Source organism: Actinomadura mexicana, from assembly GCF_900188105.1.
Lineage (GTDB): Bacteria > Actinomycetota > Actinomycetes > Streptosporangiales > Streptosporangiaceae > Spirillospora > Spirillospora mexicana.
In genome coordinates, this window is record NZ_FZNP01000010.1 from 1 (window position 1) to 19,526 (window position 19,526).

Sequence of the window (19,526 nt, forward strand, 5' to 3'; positions counted from 1 at the left end):
CGAGATCCGCCAGCGCCACCCCGTCTTCGGCGTCGGCTCCTACGTCGAACTGTCCGCCTCCAACCCCTCCGTCCTCGCCTTCACCCGCGAGATCAACGGCGGGGACGCCAACCAGTGGGGCGGCGCGAACACGGTCCTGTGCGTGAACAACCTGTCCCGGTTCCCCCAGCCGGTCGAGCTGGACCTGCGGCGCTTCCGGGGCTCGTTCCCGATCGAGTGCATGGGCGGCGTCCAGTTCCCGGCCATCGGCGACCTGCCCTACCTGCTGACCCTTCCCGGGCACGGCTTCTACTGGTTCCTGCTCCCGCCGCCGCCGGGCGGGCAGGAGCCGGGAGAGGGAGTGATGTGACCGTGGCGCCGTCCGCTCCGCCGACCGACACCTCGCTCGTCCGGCTCCTGGCCGGGTGGCTGCCGCGGCAGCGGTGGTTCGGCGGCAAGGACGGCCCCATCCACGACATCACCATCGGCACCGCCACCGAACTCCGGCACGGCGACCCCGCCCTGCACCACCTCGTCCTCGACGTCCGCCAGGACGGCACCACCGACCACTACCAGCTCCTCCTCGGCGCCCGCCGCGACCTGCCCGAGCACCTGGCGCCGGTCGCGATCGGGCGGCTGGAGGGCCCGGAGCAGGGCATCACCGGGTACGTCTACGACGCCGCCCACGACGCGGAGCTGACGCGCCCGCTGCTGGGGCTGATGGCGGACGAGCGGACGGTCGGACCGCTGACGTTCCGCCGGGCGCCCGGCACCGGCATCCGCACGGACCTGGACGGCATGCCGATCCCGGGCGAGCAGAGCAACACCTCGCTGGTCTTCGGCGACGCCTACATCTGCAAGCTGTTCCGCCGCCTGTCCCCCGGCGTCGGCCCCGACCTGGAGGTCAATCTCGCGCTCTCCCGGCGGGGCTGCGAGCACGTCCCGAGCGTGCACGGCTGGATCGAGCTGGAACCGGGCGCGCTGGGGATGCCTTCGAGCGGCCCGGACTCCGGTGGGGACGAGCCGGTCACGCTCGCGCTGCTGTCGGAGTTCCTGCGCACCGCGACGGACGGCTGGCAGCTCGCGCTCACCAGCGTCCGCGACTGGTTCGCCCAGCCCGCGACGCCGGGAGCGCCGTCCGCCTCCACCGCCGGCGATGCCGCGACCGCCCGCGACGCCGGGGCCGCCGGAGGCGACTTCGCCGCCGAGGCCGAACGGCTCGGCGCGGCCACCGCCGAGGTGCACCGCGACCTCGCCGCCGCGTTCGGGGTGACGCAGGCGCCGCCCGAGCTCCTGCGGGAGATCGTCTTCGCGATGCACGAGCAGCTCGACCAGGTCAGCGCCGCCGTGCCGGAGCTGCGCCCCTACGCGCCCGCGATCCGCGAGGTGTTCGACCGGGTCGCCGCCGAGGCGGCGCCGCTGCCGTTCCAGCGCGTGCACGGCGACTACCACCTCGGCCAGGTCCTGCGCACCGACTCCGGCTGGACGCTGCTGGACTTCGAGGGCGAGCCGGCCCGCACGCCCGCCGAGCGCCGGGCCTCCGCGCACCCGCTGCGCGACGTCGCCGGAATGCTCCGCTCGTTCGAGTACGCCGCGCGGTTCCTGCTGGCCCGGGAGGGCGACGTCCCGCCGCAGACGGCGGACGCGCTGGAACTGCACGCCCAGGCGTGGGCCGAACGGAACCGGGCGGCGTTCTGCGCCGGCTACGCGGCCGCGGGCGGGCCCGACCCGGCGGCGCACGCGACGCTGGTGCGGGCGTTCGAGTTCGACAAGGCCGTCTACGAGATCCGCTACGAGGCGCGGAACCGGCCGTCATGGCTGCCCGTCCCGCTGCGGTCGCTGGCCCGGCTCGCGGGCTGACCGGGCCGGGACCGCACCGGCCTCCCCGCACCGGCCCTCCCCGCACCGGCCGTCCTTCCGGCGGTCGCGTCACAGGTCGATGGCGTAGTCGAGGACGACCCGGTCGGCGGGCAGCACGATCTCGCGGCAGACCTCCATGACGCCGGCGCGCGACAGCATGCGGCGGGTGATGGCGAGCACCGGCACCCCGCCCGCCATGTTCAGGGTCTCGGCCTCCTCGGGCGTCGGCATCCGGGACCGGACGGCCTCCTCGACGCGGATCGGCGGGTACCCGAGGTAGGTCAGCTGCGCGAGCGTCCCGCCGGGCCAGGGCTCGCGCGCCGGGTCGGCGACGGGCGTGTCGCCGACCACGTCCCACGGCAGGTAGTTGACGGAGATCTGCTGCGGCTCCCCGCGCGCGTGGAAGACGAACCGGCGGCGCAGCAGCTCGGTGCCGGGCGGCAGCTCGAACAGCGCGCCGAGGTCGTCGTCGGCCCGGACGCGGGAGAACTCCCGGTCCAGCCGGTACTCCTCCCACGTGATCTTCTGGTCGCGGGTGAACGTGGTCTCGGGGACCGCCGTCGGCTCGGCCACCGCGCGGTAGCGCTCCATCGCCACGCGGCGCGCCGGCGGGACGACCCGGACGAGCGTGCCGCCGCCGCGGCGGGTCTCGACCAGGCCCTCGCCGCGCAGCAGCGCGACGGCCTGCCGCACGACGATCTCGGAGACGCCGTGGAGGCCGCACAGCTCGGCGAGGGTCGGCAGCCGCGTCCCCGGCGGGAGGCTGCCGTCCCGGATCTCTTCTCGCAGGGTGTCGGCGATGCGCAGGTAGGCGGGACGGTCCGGCACCGGCGTCACCTCCCTCTCCTCGGGCGCGCCCCCCGGCCTCCTGCCCGCGGCCGTGTTCGAACAGCGTTCGACGCCGCGTTCGATCCTGCTCGCCCCTCCAGTCATCCATACCTTCCAGGCGCTATCCGCGGGGGCACGGTCCGCTTACGGACAGCTTGACACCTCTCAGGCCGAGTAAGACTTTTGTATACAGAAGAGCGGCCTCGGGGAAGGGACGACCTTGATGGGCGACTTCGAGGATCTGAAGGCGGCCATCGAGGGCGGGTTTCCGGGTTGGCAGGTGTGGCGCAGCGACGCGGGACGCTGGTACGCGACCCGCAGCGGCGACCTCACCGATGCCCAACTCCAGGCGGGATGTGCGATGACGGTGGCCGCGGACGACTCGGAGGGGCTCCGGCGGATGCTGTTCGAGCAGACGCGCGGGGAGCACGGGGACCGATGACGGGAGGCAGGGGAATCGGGGCGGCCCGGTCCGCATGCGGGGGCGGGCCGGGCTGGGACATTCCGGTACGGAAGGTACCTGTGGCGCTGAGGTGACACAGGAATGGAGCCCAGGGCGGTGGGGTCGGTGTCACCCCTGGGGCGAGGTAGGCGTGGCCGCACGGTCGGCACATTCGACGCGACCCCACGACGAAGAGTCGTGCCGGCCGTGCGGCCGCAACACCTGTACCGGAATGCCGGTTTCGCGAAAACAGGTCGGCCCGCCATGTGAGAGCGCCGGATCTCGGGGCAACCTCATGGGGTGAACGGCTCAGTGACGGGAGACCATGACGCCATGGCACGGGTGACGCGCGCGGAGATCGATCGACTCGTCGGCGGCGACCACCATGATCCGCACGGCGTCCTCGGAGCGCATCCCGGCCGGGACGGGGTGACGGTCCGGGCGCTGCGCCCGCTCGCCGAGAAGGTCGAGGTCGTCCTGCCGAACGGTGACCGGCACCCGCTCCGGCACTTCCACCAGGGGCTGTTCGCCGGGGCGCTGCCCGCCGGGTCGTCGCTGGCGGGCACCGGGAAGGACCGGGCGCCCCTCGCCGTCCCCGACTACCGGCTCGCCGTCACCTACGGGGACGGGGTCGAGACGATCCAGGACGACCCCTACCGCCACCTGCCGACGCTCGGCGAGCTCGACCTGCACCTGATCGGCGAGGGGCGGCACGAGGAGCTGTGGCGCGCGCTCGGCGCCCGCGTCCGCTCCTACGCTTCCGCGCTCGGCACCGTGACCGGGACGGGCTTCGCGGTGTGGGCGCCGACGGCGCGGGGCGTGCGGGTGATCGGCGACTTCAACCACTGGGACGGCCGCGCGTACCCGATGCGGTCGCTCGGCTCCACCGGCATCTGGGAGCTGTTCGTCCCGGGCGTCGGCGACGGCGCGCGCTACAAGTACGAGATCCTCGGGGCCGACGGCGTGTGGCGCGCCAAGGCCGACCCGATGGCGCAGGCCACCGAGTGCCCGCCCGCGACGGCGTCCCGCGTCTTCACCTCCTCCTACGAGTGGGAGGACGGCGCGTGGATGGACTCGCGCAAGGAGCACGACTGGCTGCACGAGCCCATGTGCGCCTACGAGGTGCACCTGGGGTCTTGGCGCCCCGGGCTCGGCTACAGGGAGCTGGCGGAGGAGCTGACGCGGTACGTCAGCGACATGGGCTTCACGCACGTGGAGCTGCTGCCGGTCGCCGAGCACCCCTACGGCCCGTCCTGGGGCTACCAGGTGACGTCCTACTACGCGCCCACGGCGCGGTTCGGCGACCCAGACGACTTCCGGTACCTCGTCGACCGCCTCCACCAGGCCGGTATCGGCGTCATCATGGACTGGGTTCCCGCCCACTTCCCCAAGGACGAGTGGGCGCTGGCCCGGTTCGACGGCACCGCCCTCTACGAGCACGACGATCCCAAGCGCGGCGAGCACCCCGACTGGGGGACGCTCGTGTTCAACTTCGGCCGCGCCGAGGTCCGCAACTTCCTGGTGGCGAACGCGTCGTTCTGGCTGGAGGAGTTCCACATCGACGGGCTGCGCGTGGACGCCGTCGCCTCGATGCTGTACCTCGACTACTCGCGCGACGAGGGCGAGTGGACGCCCAACATCTACGGCGGGCGGGAGAACCTGGAGGCCATCTCGTTCCTCCAGGAGATGAACGCGACGGTCTACAAGCGCAACCCCGGCATCGTGACGATCGCGGAGGAGTCGACGGCGTGGCCCGGGGTGTCCCGGCCGACCCATCTCGGCGGGCTCGGGTTCGGGTTCAAGTGGAACATGGGCTGGATGCACGACACGCTCGAATACCTGCGCCACGAGCCGGTGTTCCGGAACTACCACCACAACGAGATCACGTTCTCCCTGGTGTACGCGTTCTCGGAGAACTACGTCCTGCCGCTGTCGCACGACGAGGTCGTCCACGGCAAGGGCTCGCTGCTGAGCAAGATGCCGGGCGACTCCTGGCAGCAGTTCGCCGGGCTGCGGGCGCTGCTCGCCTACATGTGGTCGCATCCCGGCAAGCAGTTGCTGTTCATGGGGCAGGAGTTCGGGCAGGGCGCCGAATGGGCGGAGGAGCGCCCGCTGGACTGGTGGCTGCTGGACAACGCCGCGGAGGGGGCCAACCACCTCGGGCTGCAGAAGCTGGTCCGCGACCTGAACCACGCCTACCAGGGCGAGCCCGCACTGTGGACGCGCGACAGCGACCATGAGGGGTTCCGCTGGATCGACGGCAACGACGCGGGCGGCAACACCCTGTCCTACCTGCGCTACGGGACGGCCTCGGACGGCGGCGAACCGCCCGTCGTGGCGTGCGTGGTCAACTTCGCCGGTAACCCGCACGAGAACTACCGGGTGGGCCTGCCGCACGCGGGCCGCTGGCGCGAGCTCGTCAACACCGACGCCTACGAGTACGGCGGCAGCGGCGTCGGCAACCTCGGCCTGATCGAGGCCGGACCGGAGCCGTGGCACGGGCTGCCCGCGTCCGCGGAGATGCGCGTCCCGCCCCTGGGGGCGGTGTGGCTCGTCCCCGAATAGGGTGACGGGATGCTCCTGCACATCGTCCCCGGTCACTTCATGGTCGAGCACCTTCCGCACGCGACGTTCCCGGAGGACGACGAGTGGGTCGCGCTCATACGCGCCCCCGAGGGCCTCACCGTGATCCGGGACGCCTCACCGTTCGCCGAGACGGAGCGGTGGGTCGGCTTCTACGGCGACTCGGCCCACGGCCTCGACACGCCCGGCGTGCTCGCCGCGATCGTGGGGCCGCTGGCCGAGTCCGGGGTGCCCGTCTTCGTCGCCTCGACGTACCACTCCGACCTCGTGCTCGTCCCGGAGCACCGGTCGGAGGAGGGGGCGCGGGCGCTGCGCGACGCCGGCCACCGCGTCGAGACCTGACCGCGTCGAGAACCGGCCCGCGTGAAGGTCTAGAGGCGTTCGAGCAGCCAGCGGGGACCGGTGATGGCGGCGCCCGCCTCCTCGCAGCGGGCGCGCAGCTCCCGGTCGGCCGTCACCACCAGGTGGGCCTTGCCCGGGTCGCCCTGCCGGACGAGGTCGACGATCGTGTCGTCGCCGCTGCCGGGCGCGGCCACGAGCCGCAGGCCGTCGACCGGCTCGTCGGCGACGCCCCGCGCCGCGCCCTCGACGACGAGGACGACCTCCGGGAAGCAGCGGTCGTACGGGAAGAGGCCGTACGGCAGGCCGTTCACGCCGCCGTCCAGGCGTTTCAGGTCGTCGCGGAGCCGCGCGTTCGCGCCCGCCCTGTCCTTCCACCAGCCGTCGGCGCGGGCGCCCACGACGTTCGCCGCGTCCACGATGAGGACGAGCCCCTGCATCGCGTCCCGCACGCGGGGCCAGCAGCGCGCGAAGGGCTCGAACAGCTTGCGGTCGGTGACTTCTTCCGCGCGCACCCATTCGGCTCTGCGCGTCTCCCTCGACGCGGGCAGCACAGGCGCGCGCTCTGGCAAGGAGCCCACGACGGAGGTGAACGACCATCCGCCGTGGTCCTCCACGCTCGTGCCGTGGACGCTGACCGTTCCCGGGTCGAGCGTGCATTCCTCGGCCGTCTCGCGCAGCGCCCCGGTGACGACGTCCTCATGGCTGTGCAGCGCGCCGCCGAACATGCCCCACGTCCCGCCGCCGAGCCCCCACCACGCGCGCTGCTGGAGCAGCACCCACACCTGGCCGGCGGAGTCGCGGTGGTAGGCCAGCAGGCCCGCGGCGCCGAACCGCCCCCAGTGCGTGTGCCCCAGGCCGCAGCTGGCCCAGCCGTCGCCGTCTCCCATGGGTCCGACGATAGCGCCGCGTGCCCGTGACGAAGGGCACAGTGCCCTCACCCGCCTCGCCGAATAGCATTCGGGAGTCACCGTGATCAGGGAGAGCGAGTTGAGCGTCGAGGCGACCCCGCAGGCCCCTCGGGAGGCTCCTCAGGAAGCCGAGGCCCACCGGGAGGCCGCCGACCTGTGGAACACCCTGTCGGGCGCCGAGCTGATCCAGGCGATGGCGGACGGACGGTTTCCGCAGATCTCCGACATCAACGACCACATCGGGCAGGACATCGCCTCCGCCGAGCCGGGCCGGGTCCGCATCGCGTGGACGCCGGGCGAGCGGCTCTGCAATCCCGGCGGAACCGTGCACGGCGGCTACATCGCGATGATCCTCGACAACGCGGTCTGCCTGGCGGCGAGCAGCACCTGCGAGCACTTCATGCCGATGCTCACGCTCAACCTGAACGTCGACTACCTGCGCGGCGTCCGGGCGGGCGAGACTTACGAGGTGACCGGGACGTGCGTGCACCCCGGCGGCACCCGCATGGTCTCCAACGCCGTGGTCGCCGACGGGCGCGGCCGCCCGGTCGCCCAGGCGTCGGCGAGCGTGATCCCCAACAGGGCGTTCGCGCGCTGACCCGTCCCCGCCCCGCGCGGGCCCGGCCGACGGCGCCGCCGGGGGCGCGGGAACGCTGCGCGGCGAACGCATAGGCTGGGGCCATGGTGGATCCCGGCACAGTCGTCAACGTGATCAGACAGGCCCGCGACCGGCGGACGGCCCCGCTGATCCTCGAACTCGACCTCACCGAGGGCATCGTCGAGACCGCGCCGGCCGACCCCGTCTCGGCGTTCCTGTCCATGCGCCGGCCGGGCCTGCGGGACGTCCTGGACGGGCTGCGCCGCGCCCGCTCCGACAGCCGGGTGCGCGCCCTCGTCGTGAAGGTCAGCGGCACCGTCGGGCTGGCGCTCGCCCAGGAGCTGCGCGAGGCGGTGCAGGGCCTGCGGGACGCGGGCAAGCACACCGTCGCCTGGGCGGAGACGTTCGGCGAGGGAGGCCGCGGCACCGTCCCGTTCTACCTGGCCACCGGGTTCGACAAGGTCTACCTGCAGCCCACCGGCGAGGTGGGGCTCACCGGCGTCGCGCTGGAGGAGCCGTTCTTCGCCGGCGCGCTGGAGAAGGCGGGCGTCCGGCCGCGGTTCGCCAAGCGCTACGAGTACAAGACCATGGCGAACACGTTCATGGAGAAGACCTACACGCCCGAGCACGAGGAGTCGTCGCAGCGGCTCGTCACCTCGCTCGGCGAGCAGATCACCGCCGGGATCGCCGCCTCGCGCGGCCTGGCGGAGGAGAAGGTCCGCGAGCTCACCGACCGCGGTCCGCTGCTGGCCGCCGAGGCACTGGAGGAGGGCCTCGTCGACGGTCTGGCCTACCGCGACGAGATCTACGGCGGCCTGCGCGAGGAGTTCGGCGAGGAGGCGCAGCTGCGCTACGTCTCCCGCTACAACCGCGCGCACGGCCTGGCCAACCGCCTCCCGCAGCCCGGCCGGCAGGACGTCGTCGCGTTCGTCAACGGGCAGGGCCCGATCCGGCTCGGCCGCAGCGGCCGGGGCGGCCCGCTCCCGAACTCCGGGCCCGCGATGGGCTCGGACACGATCGGCGCCGCGTTCCGCGCCGCCGTGAAGGACGACCGGGTCAAGGCGATCGTGTTCCGCGTCAACAGCCCGGGCGGCTCCGCCGTCGCCTCCGACTCGATCTGGCGCGAGGTCGTCCTCGCCCGCCGCGCCGGCAAGCCCGTGATCGTCTCCATGGGCAACGTGGCCGCGTCCGGCGGCTACTACGTCTCGATGGCCGCCGACACGATCGTCGCGCAGCCCGGCACCATCACCGGCTCGATCGGCGTCGTGGTCGGCAAGGCCGTGGTGAACGGCCTGCTGGAGCGGGTCGGCGTCGGCCTCGGCTCGGTCGCCGACGGCGACCACGCCCGCATGTTCAGCGCCACCAAGGACTTCAGCGACTCCGAGTGGGAGCGCGTCAACGCCTCCCTCGACAGGATCTACGACGACTTCACCGCGAAGGTCGCCGAGGGCCGCGACCTGTCTCGCGAGCGCGTCCACGAGCTGGCCCGGGGCCGGGTCTGGACGGGCGCGGACGCGCGCGAGCGCGGCCTCGTCGACGAACTCGGCGGCATCGACCTGGCCCTGGACCTCGCCCGGAAGAAGGCGGGCATGGCCTCCGACGCGCCGGTCCGGATCTACCCGCACACCTCGCCGCTGGAGCGGCTGCGCCCGCCGGAGTCCAGCGAGGACCGCACCGCCGCGTCCGCGCGCTTCGACGGGTGGGGTTCCCTCGGCGGGGTCGCCGCGCGTCTCGGCCTGCCCTCCGCGGGCCCGCTCACCCTGCCCGGAGCCTGGGAGATCCGCTGAGCTCCGACTTCGTCGAGGCCGTCGCGGGCTTCGCCACCGGCGTGGTCGTGCTGACCGTCCGCGACGGCCGCGACGACCTCGGCACCACGATCACCTCGTTCATGTCGGTGTCGCTGGAGCCGCCGATGGTGCTGGCGAGCGTGGCGTCCTCGTCCTACCTCACCGAGGTGCTCGGCCGGTGCCCGCGCTGGGCCGCGACGATCCTGTCCGCGTCCCAGCGCGCCCTGGCCGGCCGGTTCGCCGCCGAGGGACGGCCGAGCGCCCGCATCCTGCTGGCGAGCGAGCCCCACCACCGCGGCGAGCACTCCGGTGCCCTCGTCCCCGACACGGGCGTCTCCGCCCTGGAGTGCGAGACCCGCCGGATCGTCGAGGCGGGCGACCACACGCTCTTCGTCGCCGAGGTCGTCTCGACCGACTACGTGAGCGCCGGGCGGGCCCCCCTGGTGAGGGCCGCCCGGCGCTACCTGCCCGGCTAGGACTTCGGGAAGCGCTCCAGGAAGCCGCGCAGGTCGTCGGCGTGCTCCTCCTCCTGCGCGAGGATCTGCTCGAAGACGCGCTTGGTGGTGGGGTCGCCGTCGCCGAGCCACTGGATGATCTCGGTGTAGGACGCGATGGCGATCCGCTCCGCCACCAGGTCCTCCTTGAGCATCTCGACGAGGTCGAGGCTGGCGTTGTACTCGGCGTGCGCGCGGGTGGTGAGGGTGTCCGGGGAGAAGTCGGGCTCGCCGCCGAGCTGGACGATCCGCTCGGCCAGCATGTCGGCGTGCTGCTGCTCCTCGGCCGCGTGCTGGAGGAACTCGCTCGCGACGGTCTCGGCGTGGATGCCGGTGGCCGTGTAGTAGTGCCGCTTGTACCGCAGCACGCACACGATCTCCGTGGCCAGGGCCTCGTTGCAGACCTGGATCACGCGCTCGACGTCCGCGCCGTACGCCTCGGTGATCGGGCCTTTGTCGATCTCCTGCCGAGCACGTTCGCGCAGGGTCTTGATGTCCGTCAGGAACTCCGCCATCTAGGGGCCTCCACAGTCGACTACAGGAGGCCCTCTACCCGGCGCCCGTGCTTCCACACGGCGTGCGTCTGAGGTACGCCCGGCCGGTATGCGAGGTGGATGTGGGACGGGGCGTCCAGGACGTGGACGTCGGCGCGGGCGCCCGGCGACAGATGCCCGACGTCGGTGCGGCGCAGGGCGCGGGCGCCGCCCGCGGTGGCCGACCAGACGGCCTCGGCGGGCGTCATGCGCATGTCGCGGACGGCCACGGCGATGCAGAACGCCATGCTGGAGCTGTAGCAGGATCCGGGGTTGCAGTCGGTGGCGAGGGCGACGGTGGCCCCGGCGTCCAGGAGGCGGCGGGCGTCCGGGTAGGGCTGGCGGGTGGAGAACTCGACGCCGGGCAGGAGCGTCGCGACCGTCCGGGACGACGCCAGCGCGTCCACGTCGGCGTCGCCGAGGAACGTGCAGTGGTCGGCGGACGCGGCCTCCAGCTCGACCGCGAGCCGCACGGCGGGTCCCTGAGTGAGCTGGTTCGCGTGGAGGCGCGGTGACAGGCCCGCCTTGACGCCCGCCGTGAGGACCTCCCGAGCCTGGTCGGCGTCGAAGGCGCCCTCCTCGCAGAACACGTCCACCCAGCGGGCGTGCGGCGCGCAGGCGGCGAGCATGTCGGTGGCGGCGAGGCGGGCATACCCGGCGGCGTCGCCCGCGTACTCGGCGGGGACGACGTGGGCGCCCAGGTAGGTGACCTCGTCGGCGTACTCGGCGGCGATGCGGACGGCGCGCGCCTCCTGGTCGACCGTGAGGCCGTAGCCGGACTTGCACTCGACCGTCGTGACGCCCTGCCGGGCCATCTCGTGCACGAGGCGGCGCACGTTGGCGCGCAGCTCGTCGTCGGACGCGGCGCGGGTGCGCTCGACGGTCGTGCGGATGCCGCCCGCGGCGTACTTCTCGCCGCTCATCCGGGCGGCGAACTCCTCGGCGCGCTCGCCGGCGAAGACCAGGTGGGCGTGGGAGTCCACGAAACCGGGCAGCACCGCCCGCCCGGCGGCGTCGAACGACTCGTCGGCGGCGGGGGCGGATGAGGACGGCCCCGTCCACGCGACCGCGCCGTCCTCGATCACCAGCGCGGCGTCGCGGACGACGGCCAGGCCGCCGCCCGCGGCGGGGTCGTTGGTGACGAGCTCTCCGATGTTGGTGATGACCGTGCTCATCGGCGCAGGATCTCACGGGGCGGGGGCGGTTCGGCGGTGACGGCGGCGATGGACCGGGCCAGCGCGGCCGGGACGTCCTCGACCAGCAGGTGCCGGCCGTCGTCGACGATCTGGCGGCCGGAGACGACGACGTGCCGCACGTCCGCGGCGGTGGCGGCGAACACGGCGGCCTCGGCGGCGTGGCCGGGGGCCGCGCCGGCGGTGCGGACCGAGTCGAGGGCGACGGTGACGAGGTCGGCGTAGGCGCCGGGCTCCAGCCGTCCCGCCTCGGGCCAGCCGAGCCCGTAGTGGCCGCTGGAGGTGGCGGCGGCGAGCAGCTCCCCCGCCGTCCAGTGGCCCCGGACGCGGGTGCGGAGCCGCTCGTCCAGCTCGACCGCTCGGGCCTCCTCGAACAGGTCGACGACGGCGTGCTGGTCGGAGCCGAGGCAGATCGGGGAGCCGGCGTCCGCCAGGTCGCGGGCGGGGCCGATGCCGTCGGCGAGGTCCCGCTCGGTGGTCGGGCACATGCACACGCCGGTCATCGTCGTCCCGAGCAGGCCGACGTCCTCCTCGGACAGGTGCGTCGCGTGCACGGCCGTGGTGAGCGCGCCGAGCGCCCCGGCCTCGGCCAGCAGCCGGGTCGGCGTCATGCCGTAGGCGTCCAGGCAGTCGCGGTTCTCGGCGGGCTGCTCGGACAGGTGGACGTGCAGCGGCGCGCGGTGCTCCCGAGCCCACGAGGCGACGGCGCGCAGCTGCTCGCGCGGCACCGCCCGGACGGAGTGGATCGCGGCGCCGACGCGGGCGTGGCGGCTTTCGGCCTTGCCGGTCTGCTCGTGCAGGCTGTCGACGCGCCGCGCCCAGTTCCCGGCGGTGCCGTCCCCGAACCGCAGCTGCGGCCCGGCGAGCGGCCGGCCGATGCCGCCGGTCAGGTAGCAGGTGTCGAGGAGGGTGATGCGGATGCCCGCGCCGGACGCGGCGGCGATCAGCGCCTCGCCCATCGCGTTCGGGTCCCCGTAGGGGGCGCCGCCGGGCCGGTGGTGCAGGTAGTGGAACTCGCCGACGCAGCTGATCCCCGCGAGGGCCATCTCGGCGAACACCGCGGTCGCGAGCGCGCGGTAGGAGTCGGGGTCGAGCCGGTCGGCGACCTGGTACATCTGCTCGCGCCACGTCCAGAACGTCCCCGAGTGCGCCTGGACGCGGGAGCGCAGGGCGCGGTGGAACGCGTGGGAGTGGGCGTTGGCGAGGCCCGGCAGGGTCAGGCCGGGCAGGTGCCGGACGCCGGGCGGCGCCGGGACCCGGGGGGTGATGCCGGCGATCCGCTCGCCGGCGGTCTCGATGAGCACGTCGGCCGCGACGCCGTCGCCTAGCCAGGCGAACTGGGCATGCCACTGCATACCGGACTCCCTACCCGCGCGCCAGGTCGTCCAGTACCGCGGCGAGGGCCTCGACTCCGGCCAGGCAGTCGGCCGGCTCGGCGGACTCCTCGGGCGCGTGCGACACCCCGGTCGGGTTCCGCACGAACAGCATCGCGGTCGGCAGCCGCGCCGACAGGACGCCCGCGTCGTGGCCCGCGCCGGTCGGCAGGACGGGGACGCCGCCGAGCACCGCGCGAACACGGTCGCGCAGCTCCAGGGCGAAGTCGACGATGTCGGTGTAGGACTCCTCCGCGAGGTCGACGCTCACCCGGTGCGGGCGCGCCGCGACCCGGGCGGCCTCGTCGACCTCAAGCACGGTCCGGCGGACGGCGTCGTCGGCGGGGCCCCGGGCGTCCAGCCAGGCGGTGACCGCCGAGGGGATCGCGTTGACGCCGTTCGGCTCGACCCTGACCTTCCCGACCGTCGCGACGGTCCCGTTGCGCTCGGCGGCCTCCCGCGCGGCGATGACCATGTGCGCGAACGGCAGCATCGGGTCGCGCCGGTCGGGCAGCCCGGTCGTCCCGGCGTGGTTGCCCTCGCCCGCGAAGTCGAACCGCCACCGGCCGTGCGGCACGATCGCGCTCGCGACGCCGACCGGCTCCTCCAGTGCCCGGCCCTGCTCGACGTGGAGTTCGACGTAGCAGGCGATGCGGCCGAGCAGGTCCTCGTCCGGTCCGATCGCCTGCGGGTCGAGCCCGGCGTTGTGGACGACCTCGGCGAACGTGTGCCCGTCGGCGTCGGTGAGGCCGCGGGCCCGGGCCGGGTCGATCGCCCCGGCCAGCAGGCGGGAGCCGAGGCACGCCACCCCGAACCGCGCGCCCTCCTCCTCGGTGAACGCCCCGATCCCGATCGGGCGCGCCGGCCGGACGCCGCGCTCGCGGAGCCGGTCGACCGCCGCGAACGCCGACACGATGCCGAGCGGCCCGTCGAACGCTCCCCCGCCGGGCACGGAGTCGAGATGGCTGCCGGTCAGGACCGCACCGGTGCGGGACCCGTCCTCCGGATACCACCAGGCGACCATGTTCCCGTTGGGGTCGTGCTCGACGTCGAGGTCGCGGCGGCGCGCCTCGTCGGCGAACCAGGCGCGGCACTCCAGCTCCGGCGGCGTCCACGCGAACCGGTGGTAGCCGCCGGTCGCCGCGTCCCGCCCGACCGGCAGCAGCTCCGCCCACATCTCCTCGAAGCTCATGGCCGCATGGGGATGCGCACCCCGCGCTCGTCGGCGACCTCGGCGGCCCGCTCGTAGCCGGCGTCGACGTGCCGCATGACGCCGGTGCCGGGGTCGTTGGTCAGGACGCGCCGGAGCTTCTCCCCGGCGAGGGCCGTGCCGTCGGCGACGCAGACCTGCCCGGCGTGGATGGAGCGGCCGATGCCGACCCCGCCGCCGTGGTGGACCGACACCCACGTCGCGCCGGAGGAGGTGTTGAGCATGGCGTTCAGCAGGGGCCAGTCGGCGATCGCGTCCGACCCGTCCTTCATGCCCTCGGTCTCGCGGTACGGGCTGGCGACCGAGCCGCAGTCGAGGTGGTCGCGGCCGAGCACGATCGGCGCGCTGATCTCGCCGCGCGCGACCAGGTCGTTGAACACCTCTCCGGCCTTGTCGCGCTCGCCGTAGCCGAGCCAGCAGATCCGCGACGGCAGGCCCTGGAAGCGGACCTTCTCCTTCGCCATCCGGATCCACCGGGTCAGCGGCTCGTTGCCCGGGAACAGGTCGAGGATCGCCTGGTCGGTGCGGGCGATGTCCCTCGGGTCGCCCGACAGGGCCGCCCACCGGAACGGCCCCTTGCCCTCGCAGAACAGCGGCCGGATGTAGGCGGGCACGAACCCGGGGAACTCGAACGCGCGCGTGTACCCGGCGAGCTGCGCCTCGCCCCGGATGGAGTTGCCGTAGTCGAACACCTCGGCGCCCGCGTCCTGGAAGCCGACCATGGCCTCGACGTGGACGGCCATCGAGGCGCGGGCCCTGGCGATGAAGCCGTCGCGGTCCTTGTCGCGCTCGGCGGCCATGTCCTCGAACGCGACGCCCTGCGGCAGGTAGGCGAGCGGGTCGTGCGCGCTGGTCTGGTCGGTGACGATGTCGATCGGGGCGCCGCGCCGCAGCAGTTCGGGGACGATGTCGGCGGCGTTGCCCAGCACCGCGATCGACAGCGGCCGGCGCTCGGCCCTGGCCTCCTCGGCGAGCCGCAGCGCCTCGTCCAGCGAGCCGGCCCGCACGTCGCAGTACCGGTGCGCGACCCGCCGCTCGATCCGGGACGGGTCGCACTCGACGCAGATCGCGACGCCGCCGTTCATCGTGACCGCGAGGGGCTGCGCGCCGCCCATCCCGCCGAGCCCGGCGGTGAGCGTGACCGTCCCGGCGAGGGTGCCGCCGAACCGCTTCTCGGCGACGGCGGCGAACGTCTCGTAGGTGCCCTGCAGGATCCCCTGCGTCCCGATGTAGATCCACGAACCGGCGGTCATCTGCCCGAACATCGTCAGGCCGAGCGACTCCAGGCGGCGGAACTCCTCCCACGTCCCCCACTGCGGGACGAGGTTGGAGTTCGCGATGAGCACGCGCGGCGCCCACTCGTGCGTCCGGAAGATCCCGACCGGCTTGCCGGACTGGACGAGCAGCGTCTCGTCCCCCTCCAGGTCCGACAGCGACCGGATGATGCCGTCGAAGGCGTCCCAGCTCCGGGCCGCCTTCCCCGACCCGCCGTAGACGACCAGCTCGTCCGGGTGCTCGGCGACCTCGGGGTCGAGGTTGTTCTGGATCATGCGCAGGGCGGCCTCCTGCGGCCACCCCTTGGCGGCGGTCAGCGAGGTGCCGCGCGGCGCGCGGACGGGACGGGGACCGGACATGTGGGACTCCTTCAGGAGAGCGGGCCGGTGACGGCCTCGGCGGCGGCGACCAGTGAGCCGTCCCGGACCAGTGCGGTCGCGGCGGCGATCTCGGGGGCGAGGTAGCGGTCCGGGCCGGGCGGCGGGACGGCCTCGCGCAGCCTGGCGACCGCGGCGGCGGTGGCCGGGCCGGGAAGCAGCGGGGTGCGAAGCTCCAGCGCCCGCGCGGCGGTGAGGATCTCGACGGCGACCACCTGGGTGAGGCCGTCCACCGCGCGGCGCAGCTTGCGGGCCGCGCTCCACCCCATCGAGACGTGGTCCTCCTGCATGGCCGAGCTTGGGATCGAGTCGGCGCTCGCGGGCACGGCGAGGCGCTTGAGCTCCGACACGATGGCGGCCTGCGTGTACTGGGCGATCATGTGGCCGGAGTCGACGCCCGGATCGTCGGCCAGGAAGGCGGGCAGCCCGGCGGAGCGTCCCCGGTCGAGCATCCGGTCGGTGCGGCGCTCGGACATCGAGGCGACGTCGGCCGCGGGCACGGCGAGGAAGTCCAGCACGTAGGCGACCGGGGCGCCGTGGAAGTTGCCGTTCGACTCGACCCGCCCGTCCGGGAGGACGACGGGGTTGTCCACGGCGGACGCCAGTTCCCGTCCCGCGACCAGCTCGGCGTGCGCGAGCGTGTCGCGGGCGGCGCCGTTCACCTGCGGGGCGCAGCGCAGCGAGTACGCGTCCTGCACGCGGGTGCAGTCGGGCCCCCGGTGCGACTCCATGATCTGCGAGTCGGCCAGCAGCGCCCGGAGGTTCGCGGCCGACGCGGCCTGGCCGGGGTGGGGCCGCAGGTCCTGCAGGTCGGCGGCGAAGACGCGGTCGGTGCCGAGCAGCGCCTCGACGCTCATCGCGGCCGCCAGGTCGGCGGCGGTGAGCAGCCGACGCAGGTCGCAGATGGCCAGGACGAGCATGCCGAGCATCCCGTCCGTGCCGTTCAGGAGGGCGAGCCCCTCCTTGGCGCCGAGCTCGACCGGCGCGATGCCGGCGTCTCGCAGGGCGTCGGCCGCCGGCCTCAGCTCACCGGCGGCGTCCCTGACCGACCCCTCCCCGATCAGTGCGAGGGCCACGTGGGCGAGCGGCGCCAGGTCGCCGGAGCAGCCGAGGCTCCCGTACTCGAAGACCTGCGGGGTGATGCCGGCGTTGAGCAGCTCGGCGAGGGTCCTGGCGGTGACGGGCTGGACGCCGGTCCGTCCCGTGGCGAGCGTCCGCAGCCGGAGCAGCATCAGCGCCCGGACCACCTCCCGCTCGACCTCGGCCCCCGACCCCGCCGCGTGCGACCGGACGATGTTCAGCTGGAGCTGCGCCCGCAGCTCGGGCGCGATGTGCCGGGTGGCGAGCGCCCCGAAGCCCGTCGAGACGCCGTAGACCGGCGTCGGGCGCGCCGACAGCTCCTCGATGTGGGCCCGCGCCTCACCGATGAGCTTCAGCGCCGCGTCCGACAGCGCGACCTCGGCACCGTCCCGGGCCACCGCCGCGACCTGCTCGAAGGCCAGCGGTTCCGGCCCGACCTCGACCCCTGCGTCCCCCATACCAAAACCCATACCCACCATTGGAGCGCGTCCGGGGCCGCGACCCCAGCCCCGGACCGCGCTCTTTGTCTCGTATACGAGACACTTGAGGCATGTCCCAGGTCCCCGCCGCCCGCCGCGCCCTCGCGGTACTGCGCCTCCTGGCGGGCGCGCCCGGCCCCCTGCCCGCCTCGGCGATCGCCCGCTCCCTCGGCCTGCCCCGCTCCAGCGCGTACCACCTGCTGACCGCGATGGCCGAGGACGGCTTCGTCACCTCCATCCCCGAGGAGCGCCGCTGGGGCCTCGGCGTCGCCGCCTTCGAGATCGGCTCCGCCTATCTGCGCCACGAGCCCCTGGAGCGCCTCGCCCGCCCCCTCCTGCGCCGGCTGGTCGACCGTGTCGGCGAGATCGCGCAGCTCGGCGTCCTGCACGGCGCCGAGACGCTCTACCTGCTGAAGGAGCAGCCGCCCCGGCACGCCACGCTGGTCACCGACGTCGGCGTCCGGATGCCCGCCCAGCTCACCGCGAGCGGCCGCTCGATCCTGGCCCACCTGCCGCCCGCGCAGGTCAGGGCCCTGTTCCCCGGCCGTTTCGTGGACCGTACCGGCCGTGGCCCCGCCACCCTGCACGACCTGCGCCGCACCCTCGCCGGGGACGCCCGCCGGGGCTGGGCGGTCGAGGACGGCCACATCACCGAGGGCTTCGCGAGCATCGCCGCCTGCGCCTTCGACCACACCGGCCACCCCACCGCCGCGATCACGGTGACCTTCCGCCGCGAGGACCACCCGGAACCGGCCCGGCCCGCCCTGGCGGCCCAGGTGCGCGGCACGGCCGCCGCCCTCACGACCCGCCTCACCGGCCGGCCCCCGACCTGATCGCTACGCTCCGAAGCGGTCCGCGACCAGCCGGTCGGCCCAGCGCCGAAGCGCGTCCTCCACGGGCGGATGGCGCAGCCCCGCCTTCCCGGCCAGCGCGTCGGCCGAAGACGTGTCGTACCGATCCTCGGACAGGAAGGACAGCGTCTCGGGCTCGACCCCGGTGACCGCGCGGGGCAGGCGCCGCACGAGCCCGACCGGCAGCGTCACCCGGGGCGGACGCGCATCGAGGTGACGCGCCAGGAGCCCGACCAGCTCGGGCAGGTGCGGTGTGGCATCGTCCAGGACCCGGTGAGCGCGGTACGGCCCCTCGTCGTACTCGGGCACGGCGGCCATGAAGCGGGCCAGGTGATCGACGGTGACCACGGGCACGAACGTGCGCCGCGACCCGGCCAGCGCGGGCAGGCGCCCGGCCCATAGGTCCCGCACCATCCCGGCGAGCCCGATGTACTGCCCGGCCTCCCCGGTGACCGAGTGCCCGATCACGGTCGCCGGATGCACCGCGGTGAGGGGGACGCCCTCCTCCTCCGCGACCGCCCGCACCGCCAGAAACTAGACCGGTCTACCTATTTTGTCGAGCGCGAACCCCCCAGGTGTGGTCGGCGGCTCGCGGGTAATGGGGTCAGCGCTTCTTCTCGGGGGTCACGCGGAGGCGGTGGTCGAGCTTCCAGAACCAGAGCGCCTTGCCCTTGCCCACGTTCACGTCATGCAGGCCGACGCACTGGCTGCGCCCCCTCCCGGCGGGGTCGGCCGTCCACGTGCCGGTCGGCTCGTACACGTCGAACTGGTAGATCTTGTACACCCGGCCGATGTCGAGCCGGTAGAGCTGCTTCTTCGCCAGCGTCGACGTGTACCCGAGGCGCCACTGCCACTGCTTGTCGCCCTGGTATCCGAGGACGGCGTCGACGCTCTCGACCGTGGCGCCGAGGGAGATGGTGACCGCGTGCCCCACCGTGTACGAGGTGGCGGCGTTGAGGGTGCCGGGGCCCCGGCCCGACACGGTCCACGGGTCCCGGTTCTCCCACCGGGTCCAGGTTCCGGCGAAGCGCCGCTTCCCGCGCGCGACCCGTTTGCCGGTGCACTTCTGGCCGTTCTTCGCCGACTGCCCGACCGTCCCCGGCTGCGCGCCGAGCTCCTTCTTCGCCGCGACACTGGTGGTCGGATCGGCGTCCCCGCCGGACACCACCGTGGTCCCCACCACGGCCGCCGTGCCCAGAACGGCCACACCGGCGAGCGACAGCCCTGCCTTCTTCATTCGGGAGCTCCCCACTATGACCCGACCCATCCCTTGGGCCGCACGAGCCATTCTTTTGAGAAGGCCGATCCCGAAGTCAGGGCCCTAGGACCCCGAC

General features: G+C 73.8%; 19 protein-coding genes and 1 pseudogene. 9 read left to right on the top strand and 11 right to left on the bottom strand.

Annotation, left to right across the window (positions count from 1 at the left end; all coding sequences use genetic code 11):
• The coding region (locus CHC11_RS24805) for an alpha-glucosidase C-terminal domain-containing protein (RefSeq protein WP_179278987.1) at positions 1-349 on the top strand (349 nt) is incomplete at its 5' end.
• Positions 346-1,839, top strand: a complete 1,494-nt coding sequence (locus CHC11_RS24810) for a maltokinase N-terminal cap-like domain-containing protein (RefSeq protein ID WP_143227317.1) — start codon at positions 346-348, stop codon at positions 1,837-1,839. The genes CHC11_RS24805 and CHC11_RS24810, both read left to right, overlap by 4 nt.
• Here CHC11_RS24810 and CHC11_RS44065 read toward each other — a convergent pair.
• A pseudogene (locus CHC11_RS44065) lies at positions 1,792-1,896 on the bottom strand (HvfA family oxazolone/thioamide-modified RiPP metallophore); the annotation flags it as partial. The gene CHC11_RS24810 and the pseudogene CHC11_RS44065 sit on opposite strands and share 48 nt — an antisense overlap.
• A gap of 12 nt (positions 1,897-1,908) precedes the next feature.
• On the bottom strand, positions 1,909-2,676 hold the full coding sequence (locus tag CHC11_RS24815; RefSeq protein ID WP_245919720.1) for a GntR family transcriptional regulator: 768 nt from the start codon (positions 2,674-2,676) through the stop codon (positions 1,909-1,911).
• A 214-nt stretch (positions 2,677-2,890) separates the two neighbouring features.
• Between CHC11_RS24815 and CHC11_RS24820 the strand changes: the two genes are divergently transcribed.
• The 3 genes from CHC11_RS24820 to CHC11_RS24830 all read left to right on the top strand — a co-directional run bounded on the left by CHC11_RS24820 (position 2,891) and on the right by CHC11_RS24830 (position 6,034).
• Positions 2,891-3,109: a hypothetical protein gene (locus CHC11_RS24820; RefSeq protein ID WP_089314229.1), complete on the top strand. Its 219-nt coding sequence runs from the start codon at positions 2,891-2,893 to the stop codon at positions 3,107-3,109.
• Positions 3,110-3,442: 333 nt separating this feature from the next.
• The gene (glgB, locus tag CHC11_RS24825; RefSeq protein WP_089314230.1) at positions 3,443-5,674 is read left to right on the top strand and encodes a 1,4-alpha-glucan branching protein GlgB; all 2,232 of its coding nucleotides are present in this window, start codon (positions 3,443-3,445) and stop codon (positions 5,672-5,674) included.
• Positions 5,675-5,683: 9 nt separating this feature from the next.
• Positions 5,684-6,034: an ACT domain-containing protein gene (locus CHC11_RS24830; RefSeq protein WP_089314231.1), complete on the top strand. Its 351-nt coding sequence runs from the start codon at positions 5,684-5,686 to the stop codon at positions 6,032-6,034.
• Positions 6,035-6,063: 29 nt separating this feature from the next.
• Here CHC11_RS24830 and CHC11_RS24835 read toward each other — a convergent pair whose 3' ends face one another.
• Positions 6,064-6,921 (bottom strand): NUDIX domain-containing protein, encoded by an 858-nt coding sequence (locus CHC11_RS24835; RefSeq protein ID WP_089314232.1) that lies wholly within the window; start codon positions 6,919-6,921, stop codon positions 6,064-6,066.
• An 82-nt stretch (positions 6,922-7,003) separates the two neighbouring features.
• Here CHC11_RS24835 and CHC11_RS24840 point away from each other — a divergent pair, with 82 nt between their 5' ends.
• From CHC11_RS24840 to CHC11_RS24850, 3 genes are all read left to right on the top strand, one after another.
• A complete protein-coding gene (locus CHC11_RS24840) occupies positions 7,004-7,540 on the top strand; it encodes a PaaI family thioesterase (RefSeq protein WP_245919722.1) in 537 nt (178 codons plus the stop codon).
• Positions 7,541-7,623: 83 nt separating this feature from the next.
• Complete coding sequence (sppA, locus tag CHC11_RS24845; protein WP_089314233.1) at positions 7,624-9,327, top strand: signal peptide peptidase SppA; 1,704 nt, start codon at positions 7,624-7,626, stop codon at positions 9,325-9,327.
• Positions 9,312-9,803 carry a flavin reductase family protein gene (locus CHC11_RS24850; RefSeq protein WP_089314499.1) on the top strand — a complete coding sequence of 164 codons (492 nt, stop codon included), beginning with the start codon at positions 9,312-9,314 and terminating at the stop codon, positions 9,801-9,803. Before sppA ends, CHC11_RS24850 begins: the two co-directional genes overlap by 16 nt.
• On the opposite strand, the gene CHC11_RS24855 is transcribed toward CHC11_RS24850, so the two are convergent.
• The 6 genes from CHC11_RS24855 to hutH are packed head-to-tail and all read right to left on the bottom strand — an operon-like array spanning position 9,800 to position 17,320.
• A complete protein-coding gene (locus CHC11_RS24855; RefSeq protein ID WP_089314234.1) occupies positions 9,800-10,336 on the bottom strand; it encodes a ferritin-like domain-containing protein in 537 nt (178 codons plus the stop codon). The genes CHC11_RS24850 and CHC11_RS24855 overlap by 4 nt on opposite strands.
• 20 nt (positions 10,337-10,356) lie before the next feature.
• Positions 10,357-11,529 carry an imidazolonepropionase gene (gene hutI, locus CHC11_RS24860; RefSeq protein ID WP_089314235.1) on the bottom strand — a complete coding sequence of 391 codons (1,173 nt, stop codon included), beginning with the start codon at positions 11,527-11,529 and terminating at the stop codon, positions 10,357-10,359.
• The gene (locus CHC11_RS24865; protein WP_089314236.1) at positions 11,526-12,902 is read right to left on the bottom strand and encodes a formimidoylglutamate deiminase; all 1,377 of its coding nucleotides are present in this window, start codon (positions 12,900-12,902) and stop codon (positions 11,526-11,528) included. The genes hutI and CHC11_RS24865 overlap by 4 nt, the downstream gene beginning before the upstream one ends.
• A gap of 10 nt (positions 12,903-12,912) precedes the next feature.
• Positions 12,913-14,112, bottom strand: a complete 1,200-nt coding sequence (locus CHC11_RS24870) for an allantoate amidohydrolase (RefSeq protein WP_089314237.1) — start codon at positions 14,110-14,112, stop codon at positions 12,913-12,915.
• Complete coding sequence (gene hutU / locus CHC11_RS24875; protein ID WP_089314238.1) at positions 14,109-15,764, bottom strand: urocanate hydratase; 1,656 nt, start codon at positions 15,762-15,764, stop codon at positions 14,109-14,111. The genes CHC11_RS24870 and hutU overlap by 4 nt, the downstream gene beginning before the upstream one ends.
• An 11-nt stretch (positions 15,765-15,775) precedes the next feature.
• Positions 15,776-17,320, bottom strand: a complete 1,545-nt coding sequence (hutH, locus tag CHC11_RS24880; protein ID WP_089314239.1) for a histidine ammonia-lyase — start codon at positions 17,318-17,320, stop codon at positions 15,776-15,778.
• 92 nt (positions 17,321-17,412) lie between these two features.
• Here hutH and CHC11_RS24885 point away from each other — a divergent pair, with 92 nt between their 5' ends.
• Entirely contained in the window at positions 17,413-18,174 is a 762-nt protein-coding gene (locus CHC11_RS24885; protein WP_089314240.1) for an IclR family transcriptional regulator, read from the top strand.
• Positions 18,175-18,177: 3 nt separating this feature from the next.
• Here CHC11_RS24885 and CHC11_RS24890 read toward each other — a convergent pair whose 3' ends face one another.
• Complete coding sequence (locus CHC11_RS24890) at positions 18,178-18,717, bottom strand: Rossmann-fold NAD(P)-binding domain-containing protein (protein ID WP_089314241.1); 540 nt, start codon at positions 18,715-18,717, stop codon at positions 18,178-18,180.
• Positions 18,718-18,796: 79 nt separating this feature from the next.
• A complete protein-coding gene (locus tag CHC11_RS24895) occupies positions 18,797-19,429 on the bottom strand; it encodes a hypothetical protein (RefSeq protein WP_089314242.1) in 633 nt (210 codons plus the stop codon).
• Positions 19,430-19,526: the final 97 nt, after the last annotated feature.